Source organism: Cupriavidus sp. BIC8F, from assembly GCF_032465815.1.
Lineage (GTDB): Bacteria > Pseudomonadota > Gammaproteobacteria > Burkholderiales > Burkholderiaceae > Cupriavidus > Cupriavidus necator.
The window spans coordinates 61,383-80,275 of sequence record NZ_CP136094.1 but is presented as its reverse complement, the minus strand read 5'-3'; the positions used below and the strand labels follow the sequence as shown (position 1 = coordinate 80,275).

The window sequence follows — 18,893 nt, the reverse complement described above, 5'->3', positions numbered from 1 at the left end:
GCGTCACCCGCACCACGCCAACACCATATTGGTCAGATCGACTACAAAACCCGGCCGCAGGTAGCCCACGAACCCCAGCGCCAGCAGCCCGGCCAGCACCGCTAGCCCGGCTGCCTTCGCCACGCGGACGCGGGCCGCTGTCATCATGCCGCCGCCGGCTGCGCGCGCACCAGCGCCTGCTCGCGGATCGGCAGGTTCACCAGCGCGGCCACCACGCCCAGCGCGATCGAGATCAGCCACACCGTGTTGTAGCCGCCGGTGCGGTCATAGAGGTAGCCGCCCAGCCAGGCCCCCAGGAAGCTGCCGATCTGGTGCGAGAAGAACACCACGCCCGACAGCATCGACAGGTATTTCACGCCGAACACCTGGGCGATGATGCCGTTGGTCAGCGGCACCGTGGACAGCCACAGGAAGCCCATCAGCGCGGCGAACACCCAGGTGCTGGCCACCGTCAGCGGCAGCAGCAGGTAGCCGGCGATCACCACCGAGCGCGTCACGTAGATGGCGGACAGCAGGTAGCGCTTGGGCAGGCGCTGGCCCAGCGCGCCGGCGGTATAGGTGCCGAAGACATTGAACAGCCCGATCAGCGCCAGCGCCACGACCGCGACTTTCGGGTCGGTCAGGCCCTGGTCCTTCAGGTACGGCGCCAGATGCACGCCGATAAACACCACCTGGAAGCCGCACACGAAATAGCCCAGCGTCAGCAGCTGGAAGTTGCGGTTGCCGAAGGCTTCGTGCACGGCCTGGCCGATGGTCTGATGGTGGCCGGCCGTGTGGGCCGCCTCGCGCGGTTCGCGCAGCGTCAGGGCCAGCGGCAGCATCACGCAGGCCATCAGCGCCATCACGTAGAGCGCGTTCTGCCAGCCCAGGCCGGAGATCAGCCCCTGCTCCACCGGGATCATCAGGAACTGCCCGAACGAGCCCGCGGCGGCGGCAATGCCCATTGCCCAGACGCGCTTTTCGGGGCTGGCAATGCGGCCGATCACGCCGTAGACGATGCTGTAGGTGGTGCCGGACTGGGCGATGCCGATCATCACGCCGGCCCCGGTGGCAAAGGCGGTGCCGCTGGTGGCCAGTGCCATCACCACCAGCCCGGCCACGTACAGCGCCACGCCAACCAGCATGATGCGCAGCGCGCCGAACTTGTCGGCCAGCGCGCCGGCAAAGGGCTGGCTGGCGCCCCACATCAGGTTCTGCAGCGCCAGGGCAAAGGCGAAGGTCTCGCGGTTCCAGCCGTGGGCCTGCGTGATCGGCAGGTTGAACAGGCCAAAGCCGTGCCGGATGCCCATCGAAAGCGTCACGAGCAGCCCGCCGCACACAAGTACGGTGGTCAGGGAGAGTTGTCGGTTCTGCATGTCTTGGCTCGGTGTGCGGCAGTCCCGCCGGGTAGGGCGGCGCCGACAGGGATTGTGTGTGCTTGTTGTTGTCCGTGCCGGGATGGCAATCAGGCTTGCCGGGGCCGGGTGGTGGCGAGTTTACTCTGGCTCGGAAAAACGCGTACTGCGCCGCCCGCGTTGCCGGCGCCCTGGCAAAAAGTGGCGGCGGCCCGGCAAACCGGCGCCGGCGCGGGCTGGCAGGGCGAGCGCCCTTTTTGGCGGGATTGCCGTCGCCCGCTTCCATTACAATGCAGTGCCCGGTGCCCCGGCGCGTGCACAGTTGTGCGCCTCGTGGCAGCCGGGACCATCACTTTCGTAGCGACTCCATGGCGAGCAAAACCAGTCAGTACAGCGAATCTTCCATCCGGGTCCTGAAAGGCCTGGAGCCGGTCAAGCAGCGCCCCGGCATGTACACCCGGACCGACAACCCCCTGCATATCGTGCAGGAGGTGATCGATAACGCCTCGGACGAGGCCCTCGGCGGCCACGGCTCCGAGATCCTGGTGACCCTGCATCGCGACGGCAGCCTCAGCGTGGAGGACGACGGCCGCGGCATCCCGGTGGGCATCCACCCGGAAGAAGGCGTGCCGGTGGTCGAGATCGTCTTCACCCGGCTGCACGCCGGCGGCAAGTTCGACAAGGGCAAGGGCGGTGCCTATGCCTTCTCGGGCGGCCTGCACGGCGTGGGCGTGTCGGTGACCAATGCCTTGTCGACGCAGATGGACGTGACCGTGTGGCGCGACAGCATGTGCTCGACGCTGACCTTCTCCGGCGGCGACGTGACCGTGCCGCTGGCCTCGCGCAAGATCGAGCGCGGCGAGAAGAAGAGCGGCACCCGCGTGCAAGTGTGGCCGGACGCCAAGTATTTCGACTCGGCCGCGATCCCGCTGGCCGAGCTGCAGCGCCTGCTGCGCAGCAAGGCGGTGCTGCTGCCGGGCGTCAAGGTCACGCTGGTGACCGAGAAGACCGGCGAGCGCCAGACCTGGCAGTACGACCAGGGGCTGAAGGGCTATCTCGTAGAGGCCCTCGCGCAGGGCAGCGGCGCCGAGCTGGTGATCCCGATGTTCGAGGGCGAGCACTTCGCCGACCCCGACGCCAATCCCGGCGAAGAAGGCTTTGCCGATGGCGAAGGCGCCTCCTGGGTGGTGGCCTGGACCGAAGATGGCGCGCCGGTGCGCGAGTCCTATGTCAACCTGATCCCCACGCCGGCCGGCGGCACGCATGAATCCGGCCTGCGCGAAGGGCTGTTCCAGGCGGTGAAGAGCTTTATCGAGATGCACGCGCTGCAGCCCAAGGGCGTCAAGCTGATGAGCGAGGACGTGTTTGCGCGCGCCTCGTTCGTGCTGTCGGCCAAGGTGCTGGACCCGCAGTTCCAGGGCCAGATCAAGGAACGCCTGAACAGCCGCGACGCGGTGCGGCTGGTGTCCACCTTCAGCCGCCCGGCGCTGGAGCTGTGGCTGAACCACCATGTCGAGTACGGCAAGAAGCTGGCCGAGCTGGTGATCCGCCAGGCCCAGGCGCGCACGCGCGCGGCGCAGAAGGTCGAGAAGAAAAAGGGCTCCGGCGTGGCCGTGCTGCCCGGCAAGCTGACCGACTGCGAGTCCACCGACGTGACCCGCAACGAACTGTTCCTGGTCGAGGGCGACTCGGCCGGCGGCTCGGCCAAGATGGGCCGCGACAAGGAGTTCCAGGCCATCCTGCCGCTGCGCGGCAAGGTGCTCAACACCTGGGAGACCGAGCGCGACCGCCTCTTTGCCAACAACGAAGTGCACGACATCGCTGTGGCCATCGGCGTGGACCCGCACGGCGCCAACGACGAGCCCGACCTGTCCAACCTGCGCTACGGCAAGATCTGCATCCTGTCCGACGCGGACGTGGACGGGGCGCATATCCAGGTGCTGCTGCTGACGTTGTTCTTCCGGCACTTCCCCAAGCTGATCGATACCGGCAACGTCTGTGTGGCGCGTCCGCCGCTGTTCCGCGTCGACGCGCCCGCGCGCGGCAAGAAGCCGGCGCAGAAGCTGTACGCGCTGGACGAAGGCGAGCTGCTGGCGATCCAGGACAAGCTGCTCAAGGACGGCGTCAAGGAAAACTCGTGGCAGATTTCCCGCTTCAAGGGCCTGGGCGAAATGAGCGCCGAGCAGCTCTGGGAAACCACCATGAACCCCGACACGCGGCGCTTGCTGCCCGTGTCGCTGGGTGAATATGACCTGCCGCAGACCGTCGAGATGATGAATATGCTGATGGGCAAGGGCGAGGCCGCGCAACGCCGCAGCTGGCTGGAAGAGAAGGGCAACGAGGTCGAGGCCGATATCTGAGCGATACCTGAGCGGAAAGCGGCGGCCGGTGATTGGGTAGATAATCCCCCGTCTGCCTGGCCGTCATTCCCGACGGCCGCCAACGGACAGTAATCTGGAACGCACGATGACGACGAGAACTCCCGGCAAACCATGGCGCAAGGCGGCGGCAGCCGTCGTGGCGCTGGCCGGGCTCGCCTTCGTGCCGGCGGCGCATGCCGAGCTGTGGGGCTTTATCGATGACGACGGCGTGGCGCACTTTGCCGACCAGAAGCTCGATGCGCGCTACAAGCTGTTCATGAGGGACGGCGGCAAGCTGGATACCGGGCGCCTGGCGGCGCGGCAGTCGCAGGCGGCCGCTGGCGCGGACATCGACCTGGAGCAGCACAAGCTGTACCGCTACGTCGTCAACCATCCCAATATCAAGACCGTCGAGCCGCTGATCCACCAGATCGCCGACAAGCAGGACGTCGACCCGGCGCTGGTCAAGGCGGTGATGGCGGTGGAGTCGGGTTTCAACCCGGGCGCGGTGTCGCCAAAGGGCGCGATCGGCCTGATGCAGGTGATCCCCGACACCGGCGCGCGCTTCGGCGTGAGCGCCGATGCGCGCCGCACCGTCGAGCAGAAGCTGGCCGATCCACGCACCAATATCACCGCGGGCGTGCGCTACCTGAGCTGGCTGATGCAGCTGTTCCCGAACAACCTGGAGCTGGTGCTGGCTGCCTATAACGCCGGCGAGGGCGCGGTGCAGCGCTACAACAACCGCATTCCGCCTTACCCGGAGACCCAGCAGTATGTCAGCACCGTGCTGCAGTTTTACCGGCTGTACCAGCCGCGGCAGGGCGCGGTGCTCAAGCGCGCCAGCGCCAGCGCGGACAGCCCGCGCGTGAAGATGGTCATCGGCGGGCGTCGCCCCATGCCCTGACCGGCATACCCGAACAACAAGCAACCCGGCGCGCCGGCAGTTCAACGTGGCGCGCCGAATTCTTGCCTACCCATGGAACAACAAGACATCACGTTTCAACCTGAAGAGCCGGCCGATTCGCTGACGCTGGCGCGCTACGCCGAGCGCGCCTACCTTGACTACGCCGTCAGCGTGGTCAAGGGCCGCGCGCTGCCCGAGGTGGCCGACGGCCAGAAGCCGGTGCAACGGCGCATCCTGTTCTCGATGCACGAGATGGGCCTGCGCGCCGACGCCAAGCCGGTCAAGTCCGCGCGCGTGGTCGGCGATGTGCTGGGCAAGTTCCACCCGCACGGCGACCAGTCCGCCTATGACGCGCTGGTGCGCCTGGCGCAGGACTTCTCGCTGCGCTACCCGCTGATCGACGGCCAGGGCAACTTCGGTTCGCGCGATGGCGACGGCGCGGCGGCGATGCGCTACACCGAAGCGCGCCTGACGCCGATCTCGCGGCTGCTGCTCGATGAGATCGACGAAGGCACGGTCGATTTCGCCCCCAACTACGATGGCTCGATGCAGGAGCCCAGGCTGTTGCCGGCACGGTTGCCGTTCGTGCTGCTCAACGGCGCCTCGGGCATCGCGGTGGGCATGGCGACCGAGATCCCGCCGCACAACCTGCGTGAAGTCGCCGCGGCCACCGTGGCGATGATCCGCAATCCCAATATCACGCTGGCCGAGCTGCTGGCGCTGATGCCGGGGCCGGACTACCCGGGCGGCGGCCAGATCATCTCGCCGGCGTCCGATATCGCCCAGATCTACGAAGGCGGCCGCGGCAGCCTGAAGGTGCGCGCGCGCTGGACCATCGAGGAGATGGCGCGCGGCCAGTGGCAGCTGGTGGTGACCGAGCTGCCGCCGAGCACCTCGGCGCAGAAGGTGCTGGAAGAGATCGAGGAAATCACCAACCCCAAGATCAAGACCGGCAAGAAGGCGCTGACGCAGGACCAGCAGCAGCTCAAGGCCACCATGCTGGCGGTGCTGGACGCGGTGCGCGATGAATCCGGCAAGGACGCGCCGGTGCGGCTGGTGTTCGAGCCCAAGAGCAAGAACATTGGCCAGCAGGAGTTCATCCAGACGCTGCTGGCGCATACCAGCCTGGAATCCGGCGCGCCGATCAACCTGGTCATGATCGGCACCGACGGGCGCCCGCGCCAGAAGGGCCTGCGCGAGATCCTGTCGGAGTGGATCGCGTTCCGCTTCGACACCGTCACGCGCCGCACGCGCCACCGCCTGGGCAAGGTCGAGGACCGCATCCATATCCTCGAAGGCCGGATGCTGGTGCTGCTCAATATCGACGAGGTGATCCGCATCATCCGCGAGAGCGACGAGCCCAAGCCGGCGCTGATCGAGGCCTTCGGCCTGAGCGACCGCCAGGCCGAGGACATCCTGGAAATCCGGCTGCGTCAGCTGGCGCGCCTGGAAGCGATCCGGATCGAGAAGGAACTGAAGGAGCTGCGCGAGGAGCAGGCCGATCTGGACGTGCTGCTCAAGTCCGAAACCATGATGCGCCGCCGCATCATCAAGGAGATCGAGACCGACGCCAAGCAGTACAGCCCGGAAGACAAGGACCCGCGCCGCACCCTGATCCAGGAAGAACGCCGTGCCGCGGCCGAAGTGCGCGTGGTCGACGAACCGGTGACGGTGGTGATGTCGCAGAAGGGCTGGGTGCGCACGCGCCAGGGCCATGGCCACGATGCGCAGCAGTTCACCTTCAAGGCCGGCGACGCGCTCTACGGCACCTTCGAATGCCGCACCGTCGACGTGCTGCTGGCCTTCGGCACCAACGGACGGGTCTATTCCGTGCCGGTCGCCAGCCTGCCTGGCGGGCGCGGCGACGGGGTGCCCATCACCACGCTGATCGAGCTGCAGTCCGGCAGCCAGGTCGCGCATACCTTCGCGGGTGCTGCCGAGCAGCGCATGCTGATTGCCACCGCGGGCGGCAATGGCTTCCAGACCAAGGTGGGCGACATGATCAGCCGGCAGAAGGGCGGCAAGTCGTTCCTGACGCTCGATGACGGCGACACGCCACTGGTGCCGGCGCCGTTGGGCGACGAGGCGACTCATGCGGCCTGCCTGTCCGGCAACGGCCGCCTGCTGCTGGTGGCGCTCGATGAAGTGAAGGTGCTGTCCGCAGGCGGGCGCGGCGTGATCCTGATGGAGCTGGAGCCCAAGGAGAAGCTGCTGCAGGCAGTGGGCGCCGGCGCGCCGGGGCTGATGCTCTCGGGCGCGGGGCGCGGCGGCAAGCCGACCTCGCAGAAGCTGGCAGGCGTGGCCTTGCAGGCCTACGTTGGCAAGCGCGCGCGCAAGGGCAAGGCGATCGAGGCCAGGCTCAAGGAGCCGCGCATCGATCCGGTACGCGTGGAGCCGCCGGCCGGCAACTGAGTTCGCTGTTGGTTTGCTCCCTGTCCCGCTTGCGGGAGAGGGAGCAAACCGTTGGCAGGTGCTGCGCCTGCAATTCCCGGCATAAGGGAATGTAGCCGGTCCGAAATAACAAGAATCAAACAGCGCTCGCTTCGTCCCGCATGTCCGTCCCCCCGCTTTCCGATCTCGCCCCCGCGCCCGGTCCGCGCAAACTTTTCATCGAATTTGCCCGCATGGGCCTGTCCGGCTTCGGCGGCGTGCTGCCCTTCGTGCGGCGCGCGGTGGTCGACCGCAACCGCTGGCTGGACGACCGCGACTTCGTCGAGCTGCTCAGCCTGGGACAGGTGCTGCCCGGACCCAACGTGATCAACCTCGCGCTGATGCTGGGCCTGCGCTTTGCCGGCTGGCGCGGCGCGCTGGCCGCGTTCGGCGGGCTGGTGATGGTGCCGATGGGGGTGGTGATGGGTTTGATGCTGCTGTACCAGCACTACCAGGACGTCGCCGCGGTGCGGCGCATGCTGACCGGCATGACGGCGGTGTCGGCCGGACTGATGCTGGCCACCGGCTTCCGGCTGGCGCAGAGCCTGTCGATGACCGTGCGCAACGTGCTGATCGGCGCCGGCGCTTTTGTCACCATCGGCCTGCTGCGCTGGCCACTGGTGCCGGTGATGGCCGTGCTGGTGCCACTGGCGCTGGTGTGGGAGTGGTGCGTCGGCAAGGGCGCGCAGGCATGAGTCCGGGCGAAATCCTGGGCAGCCTGCTGGCCCATTTCGGCGTGCTGTCGCTGCTGGCGATCGGTGGCGCCAGCACCACGCTGCCCGACATGCACCGCTATCTGGTGGAGGCCAATGGCTGGCTGACCGATGCGCAGTTCTCGGCGATGTACGCGATCTCGCAGGCGGCGCCGGGGCCGAACATCCTGTTTGTATCGCTGTTCGGCTGGCAGGTGGCGGGGCTGGCCGGGGCGATGATATCCATGCTCGGCATCTGCGGGCCGTCGAGCCTGATCGCCTTGTGTTTCGAGTATTTCTCCGGGCGCTCGCCGCACGCACGCTGGCCGGGGCTGATCCGGCGCGGGCTGGCGGCGCTGACCATCGGCCTGATGTTCGCGTCGGGCTGGGTGCTGGCGCGCAGCGTCGACCTGCACTGGGCGGCGATGGTGGTCACCGCCGCCACGGTGCTGCTGATGCTGAAGACGCGGGTGCATCCGCTGGTGCTGGTTGCGCTCGGCGGCGCGGCCGGTCTGCTGGGGCTGGTCTAGCCCCGCCGTCCGGTCAGTCGACGCCGACGAAGCCGCCGGTCTGGTGCGCCCACAGCCGCGCATACAGCCCGCCATGCGCCTGCAATTGCGCATGCGTGCCACTCTCGACGATATGCCCGTTGTCCAGCACCACCAGCCGGTCCATGCGCGCGATCGTCGACAGCCGGTGCGCGATGGCGATCACCGTCTTGCCCTGCATCAGCGTTTCCAGGCTTTCCTGGATTGCCGCTTCCACTTCCGAATCCAGGGCCGAGGTGGCTTCGTCCAGGATCAGGATCGGCGCATTCTTGAGCAGCACGCGCGCGATGGCAATGCGCTGGCGCTGGCCGCCTGACAATTTCACGCCGCGCTCGCCAACCTGCGCCTCCAGCCCGGTATTGCCGTGGGCGTCGACCAGGTGCGGGGTGAATTCGTCGGCGCGGGCGCGGTGCAGGGCTTCGGCCAGTTCAGCCTCGGTGCTGGCGGGCTTGCCGTAGCGCAGGTTGTCGCGGATCGACCGGTGCAGCAGCGAGGTGTCCTGCGTGACCATGCCGATCTGTGCGCGCAGGCTTTCCTGCGTGACCGCGGCGATGTCCTGGCCGTCGATCAGGATGCGGCCGCGCTCGACGTCGTAGAGACGCAGCAGCAGGTTGACCAGCGTCGACTTGCCGGCGCCGGAGGGACCGACCAGCCCGATCTTCTCGCCAGGGCGCACCGTCAGGTCCACGCCTTCGATGACGCCGGAGCCCTTGCCGTAGTGGAATCCCACCTGCTCGAAGCGGACCTCGCCATGGGTGACGCGCAACGGCTGTGCGTCGGCGCGGTCGGTGACCACGCGCGGCACGGCAATCGTCTTCATGCCGTCCTGCACCTGTCCGACGTTCTCGAAGATGCCGTTGACCACCCACATGATCCAGCCCGACATATTGTTGATGCGGATCACCAGCCCGGTGGTGAGTGCAATCGCGCCGGTGGTGACATGGCCCTCGCTCCACAGCCACAGCGCCAGCCCGGTGGTGCCGGCGATCAGCGCGCCGTTCATGGCGGTGATGGTGATGTCCATGCCGCTGATCATGCGTCCGGCCAGGCGCACCTTGTCGGTCTGGTCGGCCATGGCGTCGCGCGCATAGTCTTCCTCGTGCCGGGTATGGGCGAACAGCTTGAGCGTGGTGATATTGGTGTAGCCGTCGACGATGCGCCCCATCAGGCGGGAGCGCGATTCCGTGGCCACCACCGAGCGCTGCTTCACGCGCGGCACGAAATGGAGCAGGGCAGCCACGTAGCAGACGATCCACAGCAGCAGCGGGATCATCAGCCGCCAGTCGGCCTGCGCGAACAGCACCAGCGCGCTGACCGCATAGATAACCACGTGCCAGATCGCGTCCACCGCCTGCACGGCCGAGTCGCGCAGCGAGAAGCCGGTCTGCATGATGCGCTGCGCGATGCGCCCGGCAAAGTCGTTCTGGAAGAACGACAGGCTCTGCTTGAGCACGTAGCGGTGGTTCTGCCAGCGGATCAGGTTGGCCAGGCCGGGGTTGATGACCTGGTGCACCAGCACGTCGTGCAGGCCGAAGAAGATCGGGCGCAGCAGCAGCGCCACCGCCGCCATCCACAGCAGTTCATTGCGATGCCGGCTGAAGAACTCCGCGCCGGGCGTGGTCTGGGCCATGTCGACCAGACGGCCGAGGAAGCTGAACAGTGCCACCTCGATCAGCGCGCCGACCAGGCCCACCAGCAACAGCAGCGCGAACACGCCCCAGACTTCGCGCAGGTACCAGGCATAGAAGCGCCAGACCTGGCCGGGCGGCTCGTGGTCGGGCATGCCCCGGAAGGGGTCGATCAGTCTTTCCAGGCGACGCAACATGGCAGGGTTCCCGTTGTGCCCGGCGCGCCCCGGCGTCTTCGTGGGATGTGGGGGCGCGCGTGCGGCGGATCAGACACAACATGATACGCGCCTTGCACAATGGAAAAGCCCCGCCAGGGGCGGGGCCTTGTCTGAACCGCAGTGCGGAAACTGCTGAATGGTCAGGGGTGATGGATCACCATATGCGTGAACGGCGGCACATAAGCCTGCAGGGTCACGAACAGGCCCACCAGGATCGCCAGGACGATCGAGTGGAAGAACACATAGCGCAGGATGTCGCCCTCGTGGCCGTACCACTTGGTGGCGGTCGAGGCCACCACGATGGACTGCGCATCGATCATCTTGCCCATCACGCCACCCGAGCTGTTGGCCGAGGCCATCAGCACCGGCGACAGGCCCAGCTGCTCCGCCGTGGTCTTCTGCAGGCCGCCGAACAGTACGTTCGAGGCCGTGTCCGAACCGGTCAGCGCCACGCCCAGCCAGCCCAGCATGGTGCCGAACAGCGGATAGAGCACGCCGGTGTGGGCGAAGGCCAGGCCCAGCGTGGCATCCAGGCCCGAGTAGCGGGTCAGGTAGCCGACGCCGAACATCGCGCAGATGGTCAGGAGCGAGTAGCGCACCAGCTTGATGGTTTCCCAGTATTCCTTGAACAGGCGCGGCACCGAGTAGCCCATCAGCAGGCCGCCGGCGATTGCCGAGACAAAGATGCCGGTGCCGGCCATCGACAGCACGTTGAAGTTGAAGACCGCGCCTTCGATGACGTCCTTGGGCACGACCGGCGGCACCTTGACGACGGCCTTGTCCAGCCCCGGGATCGGGAATTTCCACACCCACAGGCTGTCCATCAGTTTCTTGAACTCGGGCACGCCCCAGACGAAGACGAACACCGTCAGGATCACCCACGGCATCCAGGCCTTGGCCACCGAGATGCCGACCGAGGCGGCGCTGGCGCGCGCATCGGCTTCGAGCGCTTCGGGATGGTCGACCTTGGAATCGTCGTGGCGGCCCAGGATCCTGGTCGAGGTCCAGATCTCCTTCGGATGCCAGACCTTCAGGAACAGCGTCAGCGAGCCCATCGACACCAGCGCGGCGATCACGTCCACCAGCCACGGGCCATGGAAGTTCGACACCAGGAACTGCGGGATCGCAAAGCCCACGCCCGCCACCAGGATCGCCGGCCAGATCGCCAGCATGCCGCGGAAGCCGGCAAAGGCCCAGATCAGCCAGAAAGGCACGATCACCGAGAAGAACGGCAGCTGGCGGCCGATCATGGCCGACAGGTCGAGCAGGTCCAGCCCGGTCACCGACGCCAGGCCGATGATCGGGGCGCCCAGCGCGCCATAGGCCACCGGCGCGGTGTTGGCGATCAGCGCCAGGCCCGAGGCGGCCAGCGGCGAGAAGCCCAGGCCGATCAGGATGGCGCCGGTCACGGCCACCGGCGTGCCGAAGCCGGCCGCGCCCTCGAAGAAGGCGCCGAAGCTGAACGCCACCAGCAGCAGTTGCAGGCGGCGGTCCTCGGTGATGCCGGAGATCGAGTTCTGCAAGACCTTGAATGACCCATTAAGGGTTGTCAGCCGGTGCAGGAAGATGATGTTCAGCACGATCCAGCCGATCGGGAACAGCCCGGACACGATGCCCAGCCCCGCCGCCTTGCCGGCCATCGCCGCCGGCATGCCGAACACCGTGGAGGCGACCACGATGCCGATCAGCAACGCCAGCCCCGCCGCCAGGTGGGCCTGCATATGAAAGAACGCCAGCGCTGCCAGCAGCACGGCGACGGGAACGCCCGCGGCAATGGTCGACAGCGCCATATTGCCTAGCGGGTCATAGACTTGACTCCACACGATCGATGTCCTCCTCAGGTTGGCTCGGGCGCCGGGACGATCTGCGTGCCCTCGGCGCCGTGCATGCGCTTTGCACCGGCGAGCGGCATCCGCCGCGCGCGGGAAAGAACCAGCGATTGTAGGAACGGGTTCCGTGTTCGCTGCCGTACATTGCGTCATGCCTGGCATGAGCCACATTCAGGGATCAGGGTTTCCCTGGGGGGCATTGCGGCGCACGTGGTGCCTTCCAGGCACACCGGCCAGAGTACTCTAAACGGCGCCTGTTGCAAAAGTCTGCGTGCCTGCCACCGGCCGGCATGACTGGCCCGGCAGCCATGCCGGCACTGGCGCAAGCGCCGGCGGTCGGCGCATACTGGCGGGCGTCATGCCGTGGGCGCGCTGCCCGCATCCAACCATTGAATGAGGCTGCCCATGACCGAATTCCTTCCCCCCTGGCCTTTACTGACCGCATTCGTGCTGGCCAGCCTGGCGCTGGCCATCACGCCCGGCCCGGCCGTGGTCTATATCGTCACGCGCACGCTGGCGCAGGGCCGGCGGGCGGGGCTGGCATCGATCGGCGCGGTGGCGCTGGGCAACCTGGGCAACGCGATCGGCGCCTCGCTGGGGCTGGCGGTGCTGTTCTCGGTGTCGGCGCTGGCGTTTTCGGTGGTCAAGTACGCGGGGGCGGCCTACCTGATCTGGCTGGGCATCCGCGCATTGCGTGGCGGCGGCGCGGCGGCTGACGGCGGCACGGCGGAAGTGGCGCCACGCAGCCCGCGCCAGGTGGTGCGGGACGGCTTCGTGGTGGCGTTGCTCAACCCCAAGACCGCGATCTTCTTTGCCGCCTTCCTGCCGCAGTTCATGAACCCGGCGGGCTCGGCGCTGACGCAGAGCCTGGCGCTGGGCGTGGCCTTCGTGCTGATTGCCGCGACCACCGATGCCTGCTACGTGATGGCCGCCGCCGCGGTGATGCCGGCACTGCGCCGCGCCGGCAGGGCGCGCGCGTTCGGCCGCTACCTGACCGGCGCGGCGTTTATCGGGCTGGGGGTATTTACCGCGGCATCGGGCTCGCGCGCCGTGAAGTAAGGCCGGACCGCAGGAAAGAAAAAACTGCCGCGGCTCAGCGCAGCGGCAGTTCCAGGATGCCGTCCGCGGCGGGGCGGGCGCGCATCGCGCTCAACCAGCGCTCCAGGTCGGGGCGCGGCTGGTGCTTGAGCGGCAGCCCCATCCAGCGGTGCGCGGCACAGGCCAGCGAGATGTCGGCCATGGTGAAGCGGTCGCCGCCGATGAACTCGCGCCCGGCCAGCGCCTTGTCCAGCAGAGCGGCCAGCGGCTCGGTGCGCTCGCACGATGCCTTGATGGCGGCCTCGTCGCGCTCCGCTTTTGGCTTGCGCACCAGGTTCAGGAACGCGGTCACCATGGCCGGGCTGAAGGCGGTGGTCTGCCAGTCCATCCAGCGGTCGGCCGAGGCGCGTGCCTTGACGTCCTCGGGCCACAGCGTGCCTTCGCCGTAGCGAGCGCACAGGTACCGCACGATCGCATTGGATTCCCACAGCACGAAGGGCTCGCCGCCGACATCGGTGCCGCGGAAATCCTCGATCACGGGGATCTGGCGGTTCGGGTTCAGGCGCACATAGGCCTCGGTGTCGAGGTCGCCCTTGGTCACGCCGATATCCAGGCGCTCATGGTCCAGGTGCAGCTCGCGCGCGCACCAGACCACTTTCTGCACGTTGATGGAGGAGAGTCGGCCCCAGATACGCAACATGTCGGCTCCAGTGGTGATGCGCGCCCGGGCTTCAGGCCGCGCGCGGTTGCTTGGCGGCGGCCGCGGCGATGGCTTCGCGGAACAGCTCGCCAAGGATCGCCACGCCCTGCTCGATGCGCTCGGCCGACACCGTGACAAAGGCCAGGCGCAGCGCGTTGCGCTTCGGGTTGCTGGCGTAGAACGGCGCGCCCGGCACATAGGCCACGTTGCGCTTCACGGCTTCTTCCAGGATCACCATGCTGTCCAGGCCCTCGGGCAGCTCCATCCAGATGAACATGCCGCCTTCGGGCGCGTTCCAGGTCACGCCCTCGGGCATATGGCGCTTGAGCGCGTCCAGCATGTACTGGCACTGTTTGCCGTAGAGCTCGCGGATGGTCGGGATATGCGTGTCGAGCAGGCCGTCGCGGATGGTCTCGTAGGCCACGCGCTGGGTGAAGGTCGGCGTGTGCAGGTCAGACGCCTGCTTGGCCTGGCACAGCTTGAAGTGCAGCTCGGGCGGGGCGATCACATAGCCCAGTCGCATGCCGGGGGCCAGGATCTTCGAGAACGAGCCCATGTAGATGACGCCGTCCGGGTTCATCGACAGCAGGCTGGGCAGCTGGTCGCCGGTGTAGCTGAGCGCGCCATAGGGATCGTCCTCGACCAGCAGCACGCCCTGTTCCTTTGCGCGGGCCACCAGCGCCTCGCGGCGCTCCAGCGGCAGGCGGCGCCCGGTCGGGTTCTGGAAGTTGGGCAGGGCGTACAGGAAGCGCGCGCCGGCGGTCAGCTCGGGCGTCAGCGCCTCGGGCAGGAGGCCCTTGTCGTCGCTGGGGATCGAGACGAATTCAGGTTCGAACAGCGAGAACGCCTGCAGTGCGCCGAGGTAGCTTGGGGTTTCCACCAGCACCTTGCTGCCCGGGTCGATCATCACCTTGGCGATCAGGTCCAGTGCCTGCTGCGAGCCGGTGGTGATCAGCACGCGCTCGACCGGCGCGCCATGGCGCCTGGCGACGAATTCGCGCAGCGGCAGGTAGCCTTCGGTCGCGGCGTATTGCAGCGCCGCCTGCGGGTTGTCGGCGAATACACGGGCCGTCGCTGCCTCCATGGCCGCTACCGGGAACGAGGCCGGCGACGGCAGGCCGCCGGCGAACGAAATGACTTCCGGACGCTCGGTGACCTTCAGGATTTCGCGAATGGCCGAGCTGGTCAGTTGCTGCGCCCGGCGGGAGATGGCCCATTTCATGATGTGTCTCTTGTGGTCTGGGGATTCTGGGCTGAGCGGCACGCCTGCCGCTCAGTCAACGATAAATAGTCGTGCGCCCTTCGGCGAGGACGAACGGTGCGCTTCCGCCTGGTCGGCTACCTGGTAGCTGGTGCCCGCGCCGAGCACGAACTGCCGGCCGTCTTCCAGCTCGGTATGGAGCTCGCCGTCCAGCACGAACAGGATATGGCCCTTGCTGCACCAGTGGTCGGCCAGGTAGCCCGGCGAATATTCGACCATGCGCACGCGGATGTCGCCGAACTGGCGCGTGCGCCAGGTGGCCTCGCCCTGCTCGCCGGGGTGGCGGGTCGGTGCGATGGCCGACCAGTCGGTGGTGCCGAAGGGCAGGTTGTCGATGCGCATGCGGACCTCAGGCCGCCTTGACTTCGGCGATCATCTCGATCTCGACGCAGGCGCCCAGCGGGACTTGCGCCACGCCAAAGGCGCTGCGCGCATGCTTGCCCTTGTCGCCGAACACTTCGGCCAGCAGCTCCGAGGCGCCGTTGGTGACCAGGTGCTGCTCGGTGAATTCGGGGGTCGAATTGACCAGGCTCATTACCTTGACGATGCGGGTGACGCGGTTCAGGTCGCCCACATGCGCGTGCAGCGTGGCCAGCAGGTCGATGGCGATCGCGCGCGCGGCGGCCTTGCCGGACTCGGTATCGATGTCCTTGCCCAGCTTGCCGGTCCATACCTTGCCGTCCTTGCGGGCGATATGGCCGGACAGGAACACGGTGTTGCCGGTTTGCGCGGCCATCACATAGGCGGCGGCGGGGGCGTTGACGGCCGGCAGTTCGATGCCGAGGCGGGCAAGGGTGTCGTAGACCGAGGTTTGGGACATGTAGGCTCCAGTCAGTGAGTGCGTCCAGGGAGGATCGGTGGCGTTTCCGCGGCAGGTGCGCTTTGCTGCACGGCGGCGCGGCGGCCGAGGGCCACGACGGCGATCACCGCCACCGCGAAGGCGATGGTGGGGGCGTCAAGCGGCTCGGCCAGGATCAGCGCGCCGCCCGCCAGCGTCAGGAACGGCTGCAGCAATTGTATCTGGCCGACGCGCGCCACGCCGCCTTTTGCGAGGCCGGCGTACCAGAAAAGGAAGCCGACAAACATCGAGAACACCGACACATAGGCCATGCCGCCCCAGGCGCGCGGTGACGCCACGGCAATCGCCGGCAGGTCGCGCAGGGTCAGCCAGGCCACCACCGGCACCAGCACCGGCAGCGACACCACCAGCGCCCAGCTGATGGTCTCCAGCCCGCCCAGTTCGCGCGACAGCTTGCCGCCCTCGGCATAGCCCAGCGCGCCCAGCACCACGGCGGCGAACAGGTACCAGTCCGCATGCTGCAGGCCGCCGGCACCCTGCCAGACGGCAAAGCCCACCACCAGCGCGCTGCCGGCCAATGCCGACAGCCAGAACGCCGGCGACGGCCGCTCACGCCCGAACCAGGCGGCGAATACCGCGGTCGCCAGCGGCAGCAGGCCGGTCACGATGGCGCCGTGGCTGGCCGGCACCTCGCGCATCGCCAGCGAAGAAAACAGCGGGAAACCCGCCACCACGCCCAGCGCGGTCACGGCCAGCCGCGGCCACTGGCCGCCGCGCGGGCGGCGGCTGGCGGACAGCGCGCCGCGCCAGGCCAGCAGCCCCAGCGCCAGCAGCGCGGCCAGCACGGCGCGCCCCATTGCGACAAAGATCGGGTCCAGCTCGGCCACCGCCATGCGCGTGAACGGCAGCGTCTGGCTGAAGATCGCCACGCCGACAAAGCCGAGCAGCATGCCGCCGGAGGCCGGTGGGGCAGACGTCAGTGGCGGTGAAGCGGGGCGGTTGGCGGGCATGGTCAGGGTCTTGGTTGTCATTGGCTCGGAATCGGATTGCCGGGGGTCAGTGCACGCCCGGGCTGGCGCTGACCGCAATCCACAGCGCGGTCAGCGCCAGCGCCGCGCCCATGGCGCGGTTGAACCAGCGCACGCGCTGGCCTTGCTGCAGCCATTGCCGCAGCGATGCGCCAAGCACGCCGTACACGCCATTGCTGACAAAGCCCAGCACGGCGAACACGCCGCACACCAGCAGCACGCGCTGCACCGGCGAGGGCGCGCCCGTCATGTAAGAGGCCGCGACCGCCAGCGCCAGCATCCACGCCTTGATGTTGGCGTACTGCAGCACCGCCGACTGCCACACGCTCAGCGGGCGCAGCACCTGCTTCTGCGCCAGCACCGTGCTGCGCGCGATCCTCCACGCCAGCCACAGCAGGTAGGCCACGCCGGCCAGATGCACGCTGGCGGCCAGCGCGGGCTGGCCCAGAATCAGCGCGCCCACGCCCAGCGCGCACAGCGCCAGGATGCTGGCAAAGCCGAAGGCCACGCCCACGCAGTGCGGCAGCGTGGCGCGCAGCCCGAAGTTGGCGCCGGTGACCGCGGCGATGGTGGTGTTGGGACCGGGCGTGAACAGGCCCACCGTGAGCAGGGTCAGCAGGGCCAGGAACTGCGCGGCCGTCAGGCCGGTGAGCAAGCCGGACGCCATCACGCGAACGCGACCACCACGCGCCGGTTGGTGCGGCTTTTCTTCTCGATCTTGGTCACCACCACCGCGCCGATCTCGCTGGTGTTGGCCACGTGCGTGCCGCCGCAGGGCTGGCGGTCCACGCCGGGGATCTCGATGATGCGGATGCTGGCCGTGCCCGCCGGCGGCGCGGCGCCGATGGTGCGCACCAGCTCGGGCTGGGCGGCCAGTTCCTGCGGCGTGATCAGCGTGGTGCGCACCGCGGTGTTGGCGTGGATCAGCGCGTTCAGGCGCTCGGTCAGGTCGGCCTTGTCCAGGGTCGATTCCGGCAGGTCGAAGTCGACCCGCGCCGACTCCGGCGAGATGCCGCAGCCGGTCACCGGCACCGGGATCAGCGAGCCCAGCAGGTGCAGGCAGGTATGCAGCCGCATCAGCTTGTGGCGGCGCGCCCAGTCGATGGTCACGGTGACGCGCTCGCCCACGCGCGGCAGCGGCGCATCCGGTGCGGGCACATGCAGGATGCGGCTGCGGTCGTCGGCGTAGACAGTGTCGGCGATGGCCACCGTGCGCCCGTCGGCCAGCACCAGCATGGCGGTGTCGCCGGCCTGGCCGCCGCTGCGCGCGTAGCACACTGTTTCGTCGAGTTCGACCCCTTCGGCGCCGGCCGCCACCACGGTGGCGGTGCAGTGGTCGAGGTAGGGGTCTTCGTCGAAGCGCTTGCGGGTGGCGGACATCGGGGGTCTCCTGGTGGGCTTGTTCTGGGTGTGGCTAGCGCAGGGTGCGGATGCCTTGCGCGGTTTCGATTTCGGCAATCAGTTCGGGCGGGCCGTCGGCCTGCTCGATGGCGATGAGGGGGGCGGCGCCCAGCCAGGCCAGCCCCTGGCGCAGCAGTTCGGCACGCGGGTGGCGCCCGGACAGCTTGCGCAGCGCCAGGTCCTGCCGCGGCAGGCTGACGCCGGGGTAGCTGGCCACGTCCCACTGGATCAGGCTGGGCAGCAGGCCATCGCCGGCGCTGTCGGCTTCGCCCGGCCAGGCCGGCAGGCTGCCGTCCTCGGGCACGGTGATGCGCCAGTGCAGGCCGCCGCGGGTCATCGGGATAACCGGGGCGATGCGCTCCGGGTACTGCGCCTGCCACCGGCCCAGGTCGGCGGGGCGTTCCACGCGCGCGGCCCAGTGCAGCAGGAACGGGCCGTCGCGCAGGCGCTGCTGCACGGCCTCGGTGTCCAGGCCGAACCAGCGCGCACGGGTCGGCGCCGTTGCCGCCGGGTCGACCGCGATCACTTCCAGGTAGACGCCGCCGAACATGCCCAGCACGCGGTTGTGCGTGGCCATGGCCGTGTGCGCGCCGCCGCCCTGGGGCGTAATGCCCAGCAGGCCGGCAACGTAGTCCGTGCCGGCGTCCAGGTCGGGCGCGGCGATGACGAGGTGATCGAGGGCGAGCTTCATCTTGGCTTGATGGTAGACAAGGTAGTCGGTAC

18 protein-coding genes are annotated in these 18,893 nt (G+C 68.2%); 6 read left to right on the top strand and 12 right to left on the bottom strand.

The window, feature by feature from the left end:
• Positions 1–3 precede the first annotated feature (3 nt).
• On the bottom strand, positions 4–147 hold the full coding sequence (locus RS901_RS00380; protein WP_316153625.1) for a hypothetical protein: 144 nt from the start codon (positions 145–147) through the stop codon (positions 4–6).
• Entirely contained in the window at positions 144–1,355 is a 1,212-nt protein-coding gene (locus tag RS901_RS00375; protein ID WP_316150832.1) for an MFS transporter, read from the bottom strand. The genes RS901_RS00380 and RS901_RS00375 overlap by 4 nt, the downstream gene beginning before the upstream one ends.
• Positions 1,356–1,702: 347 nt before the next feature.
• On the opposite strand from RS901_RS00375, the gene RS901_RS00370 reads away from it, so the two are divergent.
• The 5 genes from RS901_RS00370 to RS901_RS00350 all read left to right on the top strand — a co-directional run bounded on the left by RS901_RS00370 (position 1,703) and on the right by RS901_RS00350 (position 8,250).
• Entirely contained in the window at positions 1,703–3,694 is a 1,992-nt protein-coding gene (locus tag RS901_RS00370) for a DNA topoisomerase IV subunit B (RefSeq protein WP_114131773.1), read from the top strand.
• 106 nt (positions 3,695–3,800) lie between these two features.
• Positions 3,801–4,598: a lytic transglycosylase domain-containing protein gene (locus RS901_RS00365; RefSeq protein WP_316150831.1), complete on the top strand. Its 798-nt coding sequence runs from the start codon at positions 3,801–3,803 to the stop codon at positions 4,596–4,598.
• A 72-nt stretch (positions 4,599–4,670) separates the two neighbouring features.
• A complete protein-coding gene (parC, locus tag RS901_RS00360; RefSeq protein WP_316150830.1) occupies positions 4,671–7,010 on the top strand; it encodes a DNA topoisomerase IV subunit A in 2,340 nt (779 codons plus the stop codon).
• Positions 7,011–7,150: 140 nt separating this feature from the next.
• On the top strand, positions 7,151–7,723 hold the full coding sequence (locus RS901_RS00355) for a chromate transporter (RefSeq protein WP_316150829.1): 573 nt from the start codon (positions 7,151–7,153) through the stop codon (positions 7,721–7,723).
• The gene (locus RS901_RS00350; RefSeq protein ID WP_316150828.1) at positions 7,720–8,250 is read left to right on the top strand and encodes a chromate transporter; all 531 of its coding nucleotides are present in this window, start codon (positions 7,720–7,722) and stop codon (positions 8,248–8,250) included. The genes RS901_RS00355 and RS901_RS00350 overlap by 4 nt, the downstream gene beginning before the upstream one ends.
• 13 nt (positions 8,251–8,263) lie before the next feature.
• On the opposite strand, the gene RS901_RS00345 is transcribed toward RS901_RS00350, so the two are convergent.
• Positions 8,264–10,093 (bottom strand): ABC transporter ATP-binding protein, encoded by a 1,830-nt coding sequence (locus RS901_RS00345; protein WP_316150827.1) that lies wholly within the window; start codon positions 10,091–10,093, stop codon positions 8,264–8,266.
• Positions 10,094–10,254: 161 nt separating this feature from the next.
• Complete coding sequence (locus tag RS901_RS00340; RefSeq protein ID WP_316150826.1) at positions 10,255–11,937, bottom strand: L-lactate permease; 1,683 nt, start codon at positions 11,935–11,937, stop codon at positions 10,255–10,257.
• A gap of 411 nt (positions 11,938–12,348) precedes the next feature.
• Here RS901_RS00340 and RS901_RS00335 point away from each other — a divergent pair, with 411 nt between their 5' ends.
• The gene (locus RS901_RS00335; RefSeq protein ID WP_316150825.1) at positions 12,349–13,002 is read left to right on the top strand and encodes a LysE family translocator; all 654 of its coding nucleotides are present in this window, start codon (positions 12,349–12,351) and stop codon (positions 13,000–13,002) included.
• 34 nt (positions 13,003–13,036) lie between these two features.
• Here the strand turns inward: RS901_RS00335 and RS901_RS00330 are convergent, their stop codons facing one another.
• From RS901_RS00330 to RS901_RS00295, 8 genes are read right to left on the bottom strand one after another with little or no spacing between them, the layout of a single operon-like run.
• The gene (locus tag RS901_RS00330) at positions 13,037–13,681 is read right to left on the bottom strand and encodes a glutathione S-transferase family protein (protein WP_316150824.1); all 645 of its coding nucleotides are present in this window, start codon (positions 13,679–13,681) and stop codon (positions 13,037–13,039) included.
• 31 nt (positions 13,682–13,712) lie between these two features.
• Entirely contained in the window at positions 13,713–14,903 is a 1,191-nt protein-coding gene (locus tag RS901_RS00325) for a PLP-dependent aminotransferase family protein (protein WP_013957457.1), read from the bottom strand.
• A gap of 51 nt (positions 14,904–14,954) precedes the next feature.
• Positions 14,955–15,284, bottom strand: coding sequence for a DHCW motif cupin fold protein (locus RS901_RS00320; RefSeq protein ID WP_010813560.1), 330 nt, complete (start codon positions 15,282–15,284; stop codon positions 14,955–14,957).
• Positions 15,285–15,291: 7 nt separating this feature from the next.
• A complete protein-coding gene (locus RS901_RS00315; protein WP_013957456.1) occupies positions 15,292–15,762 on the bottom strand; it encodes a RidA family protein in 471 nt (156 codons plus the stop codon).
• Positions 15,763–15,773: 11 nt separating this feature from the next.
• Entirely contained in the window at positions 15,774–16,751 is a 978-nt protein-coding gene (locus tag RS901_RS00310) for a DMT family transporter (RefSeq protein WP_316153611.1), read from the bottom strand.
• Positions 16,752–16,797: 46 nt separating this feature from the next.
• Positions 16,798–17,436, bottom strand: coding sequence for a LysE family translocator (locus RS901_RS00305; protein WP_316150821.1), 639 nt, complete (start codon positions 17,434–17,436; stop codon positions 16,798–16,800).
• A complete protein-coding gene (locus RS901_RS00300; protein ID WP_316150820.1) occupies positions 17,436–18,149 on the bottom strand; it encodes an alanyl-tRNA editing protein in 714 nt (237 codons plus the stop codon). The genes RS901_RS00305 and RS901_RS00300 overlap by 1 nt, the downstream gene beginning before the upstream one ends.
• 34 nt (positions 18,150–18,183) lie before the next feature.
• A complete protein-coding gene (locus tag RS901_RS00295) occupies positions 18,184–18,861 on the bottom strand; it encodes a VOC family protein (protein WP_316150819.1) in 678 nt (225 codons plus the stop codon).
• Positions 18,862–18,893: the final 32 nt, after the last annotated feature.